The 8,091-nt window shown below is 62.3% G+C and carries 6 protein-coding genes and 1 tRNA gene; 3 read left to right on the top strand and 4 right to left on the bottom strand.

Going from position 1 to position 8,091, the window contains the following annotated elements:
- The first annotated feature begins 309 nt into the window (after window positions 1–309).
- Together ABEB28_RS14375 and ABEB28_RS14380 are read left to right on the top strand one after the other, a co-directional pair.
- Complete coding sequence (locus tag ABEB28_RS14375; protein WP_345728549.1) at window positions 310–3,258, top strand: NACHT domain-containing protein; 2,949 nt, start codon at window positions 310–312, stop codon at window positions 3,256–3,258.
- A gap of 32 nt (window positions 3,259–3,290) precedes the next feature.
- Window positions 3,291–3,647, top strand: coding sequence for a tyrosine-type recombinase/integrase (locus tag ABEB28_RS14380; RefSeq protein ID WP_345728651.1), 357 nt, complete (start codon window positions 3,291–3,293; stop codon window positions 3,645–3,647).
- Window positions 3,648–3,706: 59 nt separating this feature from the next.
- Here the strand turns inward: ABEB28_RS14380 and ABEB28_RS43110 are convergent, their stop codons facing one another.
- The 3 genes from ABEB28_RS43110 to ABEB28_RS14390 form a co-directional block, all read right to left on the bottom strand.
- Entirely contained in the window at window positions 3,707–4,444 is a 738-nt protein-coding gene (locus tag ABEB28_RS43110; protein WP_376980902.1) for a DUF6082 family protein, read from the bottom strand.
- 81 nt (window positions 4,445–4,525) lie between these two features.
- Window positions 4,526–4,726, bottom strand: coding sequence for a DUF397 domain-containing protein (locus tag ABEB28_RS14385; protein WP_345728550.1), 201 nt, complete (start codon window positions 4,724–4,726; stop codon window positions 4,526–4,528).
- A gap of 466 nt (window positions 4,727–5,192) precedes the next feature.
- A tRNA-Ser gene (locus tag ABEB28_RS14390) sits at window positions 5,193–5,283 on the bottom strand.
- Between the two features lie 122 nt (window positions 5,284–5,405).
- Between ABEB28_RS14390 and ABEB28_RS14395 the strand changes: the two genes are divergently transcribed.
- A complete protein-coding gene (locus ABEB28_RS14395; RefSeq protein ID WP_345728551.1) occupies window positions 5,406–6,887 on the top strand; it encodes an EcsC family protein in 1,482 nt (493 codons plus the stop codon).
- A gap of 69 nt (window positions 6,888–6,956) precedes the next feature.
- Here the strand turns inward: ABEB28_RS14395 and ABEB28_RS14400 are convergent.
- A partial coding sequence (locus ABEB28_RS14400) for a cation:proton antiporter (RefSeq protein ID WP_345728552.1) occupies window positions 6,957–8,091 on the bottom strand: 1,135 nt, incomplete at its 5' end.

Consider the following 8,091-nt stretch of genomic DNA (forward strand, 5'->3'; position numbering starts at 1 on the left):
CAAGCAACGATCAGACGCACTGCGGCGTTCGCACACTGCCGGCTACGGTCCGTCACGGCACTAAGCGACGGTGCCACCCAGCTGGCAGCTACGGCCAGCTGCGGGTATCGCGCGCGTCTTCACGCAACGGCTGACCTGCTCCTGGTCCTACGGACCGCTCGCATCCAACAGACCGGGTCACATCTGGGAGCCATCGACCCTCCGTAGCCGACCCGCCAGCCTTGACACCAGCTAACCATCGATGCACCTATCTGGGGCAGCTAGAAGCCGCCAAACGGGTCATTGCATGCTCCCAACTTACCTGGAAACATGCAGGGCCATTCGGAACTGGGGGGCGCGATGACAGAGATAGCGATCGGGATATCTGCGGAAATCGGCGCGCAAGTTCTAATGCCTGTATTCCGCAAGCTAGCGAAGCAGATCGTGGTAGCCACAGCAGGGAACAGCGGAAAAGCAAACAAAAGCGATAAGCGGGCGGCAGCCTTCCTGTCCGGCGATAGCCTAGCCGAGTCCCTTGCCATTAAAAAGGTTCAGCTTCCAAGCGATATCTCAAATGAACAGTTTACTCTGTTCCTTACGTCTCCGATTGCCCAAGCTCTCCTGCAGGAACTAGTCGCCGTTCGACTATCCGACGGATCCGCACCGAGGATTATTCAGCTCAAAGAACGCTGGACAGTTGAGGCGACAGGGAGACTAGAGTCAGGCAATCCGAGCCACCTTAAAAAGGCCGCACAACAGACGTTCGATATCCTCGACGATCAATGCATCTGGGTCGTGGAGCAACTTGGGAAGGACGAGCCAGAGCACCTGGCGCGACTGCACAACGATTCCCTATTCAAAAGAATCACATGCGTGCTTGAGTCGATCGAGAACCATATGGCCTGCCTGAATGCAACCAGGCCATCCGACATGGAGCGCGACGAGGCATTCGTTCGAGAATATCGAAAGCAGGTAATCCACGGGCATTCTATGATTACTCCGCCGGATTTCGACCGTAGGCGTGAACTTCCGATCGAAGATATTTATGTTAGCCCACTTATCACTTTAGCCGACGGCGAGACAGAGGGCGTCCTTGATACCTATCGGCTACTTGACTACATCGATCGAACCGTTTTATTGGGTGACCCCGGGGCCGGGAAATCCACCGCCAGTTCCGTCCTAATGTATCACTGTGCTAAGAAAGACGAAGCGCAGGTTCCATTCATAGTAACACTCCGCGAGTTCGCCGCCAGCGGACGAGTCGATAATTCCATAGTCAACTTCATCGAGCAGAAGCTCGACGCTTTCTACTCGTGCAAGCCGCCAGCCGGAACACTTGAACGATTGCTGGTATCCGGACGATGCCTCGTTATCTTCGATGGCCTTGATGAACTGCTCGACACAACACGCCGCCGCGAAGTGACTGATGTGGTCCGGCTATTCTGCAATCGGTATCCGCTATCCAGCGTGCTCGTTACCTCCCGCAGGGTAGGTTACGAACAAGCCCCAATGGACAAAACTCAATTCGAGCGGCTAGAGATCTCTGGCTTCGATCGGGATCGAGTTTATCAGTATGCAACGAAGTGGTTCGCTCAGGATGACAAGCTAACGCATCCCGAGGCACTGCAATGGGCGCAATCCTTCGTGGACGAGAGCGACGAGGTCGCTGACATCCGATCTACGCCACTTCTTCTCGCCCTCATGTGCATTATCTACCGCGGCGAACGCTCGCTCCCACAAAATCGACCGGCGGTTTATGAGCGCTGTGCGACGATGTTATTTGATCAGTGGGATAACCATCGGAAGATCAAAGTTGAGCTTCGAATAGGAAATCAGGTTGATCCGATCCTGAAGCACCTCGCCTATTGGCTCCTTACCACCGACGATGCCGGTGAGGGCGTCATCGAAGATGTGCTTACGCGAGAGACCCAGGCATACCTCCACGACAATCTGTTCGAGGACTCCTGGGAGGCGAAACTGGCGGCCGAGGAGTTCGTTCGGTTCTGTCGAGGCCGTGCATGGGTCTTCAGCGACGTGGGATCCACAGCCGAGGGAGAAGACCTATATAAGTTCACTCACCGCACTTTTATGGAATACTTCGCAGCTTATGAACTGGATCGCATGCACGACTCGCCTGAGCGGTTAGCACGGACGCTTGCACCCCGGGTGGCGAATGCCGAATGGGATGTTGTGGCACAGCTTGCTGTCCAAATTTGCGACAAACACAATCGGCGAGGCGCGGATCGCATCTACAAGTCGCTCCTTGGAGAGAAGCGGAGGCGGGCTGCGACTAAACGAGAGAACATCTATGATTTCCTGGCACGCAGCCTGGATTTCTGTTCGATTTCACCCCACACGCTTCGCCTACTGACCCGAAACGTGATCGCATCGACACTGTCTACTAAGACTATACCTCAAAGCCTAACGTCTCTACTTATGAGCGTTCCTGCCACTAACCGCGATCTAGTCGCTGAAGAAATCGCCACAATAGTCGCCGAGACTTTAGCGAATACCACCGACCCGGAAGCCCGTCTTCACACCATCTTGTTCGCCTGCTACTACAATTCAGCGTCGTATCGAACTGCTCGTTCGATCCGAGGATTCACTGAACGACAGGAGTACTGGAGAAAGAAGGTGGCTGATCTATCATACATGTACCGAGCTGTAATTCTTGCTAGCATTCCAGACAATCCGGCCAGCGTCTACCTCGCGCTCCGAGAGCATCTCCTCTCGGCGGCCGACCTCGTCGAAAATGCCGAGGCGAACTTGGCTGTGCTATTCCGGGCAGCGCCTGTCCCGAACCTCAATATTACCTATGTTTCCCCGGCCGCCGACACCGTGTTTGTTGCGTACGGGCGGCCTGGATTCCGGACGGACCGCGTACTGCGGGCGTGGACGGGTATCGGCGAGTGCGTCCGACGACTGGGACCACCTCCTTGGGTGCTGCGCACAAGCAACATACGTCCCGAGCCCGAGGGTTACGTCTTCCGAGACATCAAGCATTTGATCGACGAGGAAAACCGGGTAGATGAGGAAGATGTAGATATCGTTCCGTCAGACGTCTACGGACTTGCTGTCATCGCATGCTGCTTAGCGGAGCTGGATCCGAAGACAGAGAGGAGCCATGCTGGGCTCATGAGAATCCTTCGCGCGTTTGGAACACTCGCTTGCAGCGCGGGTTTCGACCGAGACGCAGAGCCAAATATCCATGGCGTTCCTGATCCGGACGGGTACCTGGCTTTATGGCTAGAAGGCACGGCCAATTTCGTGCGCATTTGACGGTTCCCGCGTCGTCCGCAAACTAGTAACGCATTGATGCCGACCGCGCGGGCGATCACCCGGGGTTACCAGGGCGACCGAGGTCGAGCGCCGAAGCTTGGGAGGACCACGATGTCGTCTTCTGCGTCCGAAACGGCCGCCCCATCCATCGATCCGACGATTGGAAGGAGTGGAAGCGCCTCCTACGCCTAGCGAGGGTCCGCGACGTCCGTGTTCATGATGGGCGGCACACGGCAGCAACTCTGCTCATCGAGCAGGGAGTGCACATCCGGACCGTTCAGGAGATCCTCGGCCACTCCCGGATCACAGTGACCGAGCGATACACGCATGTTGCCTCGCCGATGGCGCGTGACGCCGCCAACCTCATGGGCCAGGCGCTATGGGAATAGCGGAGGAATCATCGCTAAGTATGGCGTGTTCAGCATCGAGAGTATCGCCCAAGGCAGGGCTATCTCTTAGCTCTCGTCCTCAGGAAGGCATACGCAAGCGCGGCGCCGCCAGCCGCACCGCAATAGAGTAGACTAAGTTTCCGTTTTCCATCCGTCTGGCGGATTCTCGGACCCGGACTTGGCCCGGGGCGAGACGGCGGCCCGCCCTCTACAGCTTGCAAGTACTCCGCAGAAGCGATGCTTAGGAAAGTTTGGTATTTCGACGAGGTTCCCGATTGTCGCCACGCACCCTCGGATCGCCCCCAGAAATCTCTCCCCGGTTCAGATTTGAATAACTCGCGAAAGTTGTATCGGGTAGCCTCCGGCGAGAAGTATCCGAATTCGTACGCCGTCCACCAAAAGGCTATCAGCTGATTGGTGAATACGTCGGACCTCGGGTTAGGCGCATCGACAATTGCCGAGTCACTAAAGATCGGCCCAAACGATTTCCAGTCATCGAGCGCCATGCGACTGAGTTCGAGATGAAGGTCTCTAACTGACTGCGCACGTGCTACCGCTACGTCTTGAAGCTGGGCGCGGATCGATATTACGACTCCGACCAAGGCAATCCCCGACAATAGGGCGGAGAGTGCGCCGAAAGCCTGCCCGATATTGCTTAGCTTCACTAGTTCCGCTTCACTGCTGCGATTCAGCGCGACAATGGCCAAGCCAAGTAGCGCCGCCGCGACACAGAAGCCGAGCACCGCTAGGCCTATCAATATAGCGCGAGTCGCGAATGTTCGTCTTCGACGAGGCATTTAAGGTTCACCATAACCATTTCCTGGCAGGCAGTCATCGACACGTCGGGCGGCCCGAATGTCAAGCGGCACAACGCTACTCTAGGCGCGAATTTCTCCTTCACGAAGCGCACTAGTGAACGATGTCCAGCTCTCTCGGCTGAAATTCAGGACGTAACTGTTAGGATGCTTGGAGTCGCGCACGTAGACGGATTCCGCGGCTGTAACGGCAATCTCCAAGCAGTTCCCGTCCCCGCTACTATAGGTCGATTTTCGCCAAACAACTGAGCTATCCGCCGACATGGACCTGCCTCCTGATTGCTGGCACGCAATCCTCTACCTCTGAGTGTAGGTGTGAGCGACTAGTGTGTTACAGGATCGGTTGGTCTCAAATGTCCACAGGAGAATCGGGGTCAACTAGGGATCCCAACCGCCCCATCAGGCTCGGGCGAGCAGTCGCAGGATCGGAATTAGCACCATGGCGTGCGCGGTAAGCACGAGCGGCGCGGAACCCACGAGGTCGCATTGGCCGCACCTCGTGGGCAGGCATTAAGACAGTCAACCAAGAAGGCCAGCCGCCCGCCCACCGACTGAGCCCGTTGCTGGCCAAGTCGAGCGGGCCACCTAGTTACTCCTTGTAGCGGGGTGTAGTCGCCGCCGCGAGTCTCCAGCAAGTCCCCCAGCTTGTAACTGAGACCCAATCTGAGACCCTGCGCCCCCAGAAGTGAAACAGCCCGCACGCGCCGGAGCGCATACGGGCTGGTGGGAGCGGAGGCTGAGGGATTTGAACCCTCGATGGGGGATAAACCCCAAACCGCATTAGCAGTGCGGCGCCATAGACCGGACTAGGCGAAGCCTCCCCGGAGACCTGTGCCAGGCCACCTGGCGTCCGAGGATACAGGGACCGGTTCGCGGCTAGCAAAGCAGTACGTCGGTGCGCGCGGCGAGGCGCTCGACCTGGGTACGTACGCTCGGAGGTGCTATGGACGACATCCCGCGCCGCCCTGAGCCCGCTACCCCGAACCCCACCCGCGTGCTGCCCGCCGACGAGGCGCAGCCGCTCAATGCCACGAAGCCACTGCCGGTCGACGAGGTGCCGACGGTGGTACAACCTGCCGCTCCGGCGTCGACGCGAGTGCTGCCCGACGCGGAAGCATCGGCCGGACGCTCACCGGTCGACCGCACTCCTCCGGCACCCCCGCAGAGCCCCGCCGCACCGCCGATCGCACCGGAGGCCCCGGCGTGGGGTTCCGGGGCGTCGACCGCGGACGCGCCGGGTAGCCCCGCCGCGCGGGACACCGCCCCGCCTGCGCCGCCGTCTGCGCCGAGCATTCCTTCCGCGCCTCCGGCCTCGGAGGCAGCGCGTGCGGCCGCGCCAGCGGCCCCGTTCGCGGCCAGCGGGCCGACCCCGGCCGGCGACACGCCTGCTGGACCGCCGCCCCATACGGGCGGAACGCTCAACGGGTCGGCGCCGGTCGGCGAAGCGCCCGCGGCGCCAGGCCCGACAAACGGCACTGCTGCGCCAAGCGCGGCGGACGGCACGTCCGCGCCAGGCTCGGCGAACGGCATTCCCGCGCCGAACTCGGCGAACGGCGCAGCTGTGCCGAGCGCAACCGGCGGCGGTGCTGCGCCGAGCGCCCCGGCGTGGGGCTCGGCTGCGGACGCACAGACCCCGGCTCCGCAGGACCCGGGCACGGAGATGATGGCGGTACCGCCGGCCAGCATGGGCCCCGACGCCGCCGAGGCGACGGCCGGCGCTGGCGAGACGCCTAGCGCCATCCCCGCGAACTTGCTGGCTCGGATGAAGGCCGATCCTGCCCACGCGCCTGAGCTCCTCGTGATGGCCGCGGTCGAGAAGTTCGGACCGGAAGCCGCGCTCTGGATGGCGCGTACCCGGGCCGCGCACCCGTACGTCGCCGATCACGTGTGGGTGCCGGTGATTCAGACCCGGTTCATCCGGCTGAGCAAGTACTCCGGGGCCGCAGCCGGAGCGGCCGGTGCGGTCGGTGCGGTCGTGGACGTCGGTGTCCTGGCCTGGAACCAGGCCAGGATGGTGCTGCACATCGCGGCGGCGTTCGGGTACGACCCGACCCATCCGGATCGGGCCGCCGAGTTGCTGGTGATCCGTGGCCTGCAGACCAAGCTGGATGCCGCCCGCACGGCGATCGACGTCGCGCGTCGGCAGCAGGACGCGGCTGCGCTGACCAAGCACCTACCGACCAGCGTCCGGAACTTCGGCTCCGGGGCGGGGCGCGCCTACAGCGAGCTGGCCTGGCAGCTCACGCGGATGGCCGGCCTCGCCGCGGTGAAGAAGATGGCGATGAAGTTCGTGCCGTTCGCGGGGGTGCCGCTCGGCGCGATGGCGAACTCGAGCGCGACGAAGAAGCTAGCGGAGCAGGCGATCGCGTATTACACGACGCACCGCCCGCCGATCGCACTTCCACCCGGCAACAGCGGTAGCTAGGCGGCCGGTGTGCGTGTGCATTCGCGTGACCTATCGGTCAAGTAAGTGCACACGCACCCGGGCCGCGACTCACGCGCCCTCGGAGGCCGGTGACGCCTCCCTCGGCGCGTGCGGCTGCGGATCGTCCTGATGGCGCCCGAGCATCGTCTCCTCGAGATCCAGCTCCCGCACCATCTCCCGCATCACCTCGTCGTCCAACTCCCCGAGGTTCCGCAGCCGCGTGAACGTCGCCCGCTGTGCCTGCACCATCTCCTGCCGCAACCGGCGGAACGCCGCACCCGGCGTCTCCTTCCCGCCGTGCGACAGGCCACCACCCAGCCGCTCCCACGCACTGTTCGCCCGGTACTCGGAGTAGTGCTTCAGCAGCCCCACCACTTCCTCCGGCGGCGGATGCGACGCCGTAGACACCAGTTCGTCCAGCCGCCCTGTCGCGGCCCGCGCGGCCTGGTGCTGCGCGTTCGCCTCGGCCAGCCGGTCGTTCATGTCGTCCGTCCCGCTCACGCCCAGGCGCCGGATCAGCGCGGGCAAGGTGAGCCCTTGAATCACCAGCGTGCCGAAGACGACCACGAACGTGAGCCACAGGATCAAGCCACGCTGCGGGAAGTCGTGCGCCAGGGCGAACGCGGCCGCCAGCGACACCACCCCCCGCATGCCCGCCCACGAGTTGACGGTCGGCGTTGGCCAGTACGGCGAGGGCGTTCGCGCGCGCACCGACGGCGACAACCAACGGATCAAGTACGACGACGGGAACACCCAGAGGAACCGGCCCGCGATCGTCACCAGCAGGATCGCTATCGACCACCAGGCGACCGACGAGACGTCGCGCCCTTCCAGCTCCGCGATCACCGCCGGCAGCTGCAGGCCGATCAGCGCGAACACGATCGACTCCAGGACGAAGTCGATCACCTCCCAGTTCGCCCCGGCCTGCAGTCGCGCCTGCGGCGACGTCTCGGTCGCGGTGTTGCCGAGATACAGGCCGGTGATCACGACCGCGAGCACCCCGGACGCGTGCACGCTCTCCGCCGCGAGGAACACGGCGAACGGCACCACGAGGTTGAGCGCGTTCTCCAGGACCGGCGATTCGATCCGGCGCCGCAGCTGGCGCAGCAGGTAGCCGAGCAAGCCACCGATGACGATCCCGCCGCCGGCGGCGAGGAGGAAGATGCCGCTGCCTTCCAGCAGCGTGATGCCGCCGGCGGGGGCG

The sequence above is a fragment of the Cryptosporangium minutisporangium genome (assembly GCF_039536245.1).
Taxonomy (GTDB): Bacteria; Actinomycetota; Actinomycetes; order Mycobacteriales; family Cryptosporangiaceae; genus Cryptosporangium; species Cryptosporangium minutisporangium.

Coding starts and splice junctions, on each gene's coding strand:
- ABEB28_RS14395 (WP_345728551.1), top strand. CDS start 5,406: ATGGACGACATCCCGCGCCGCCCTGAGCCCGCTACCCCGAACCCCACC.
- ABEB28_RS14385 (WP_345728550.1), bottom strand. CDS start 4,726: ATGTCGGCGGATAGCTCAGTTGTTTGGCGAAAATCGACCTATAGTAGC.
- ABEB28_RS43110 (WP_376980902.1), bottom strand. CDS start 4,444: ATGCCTCGTCGAAGACGAACATTCGCGACTCGCGCTATATTGATAGGC.
- ABEB28_RS14375 (WP_345728549.1), top strand. CDS start 310: ATGCAGGGCCATTCGGAACTGGGGGGCGCGATGACAGAGATAGCGATC.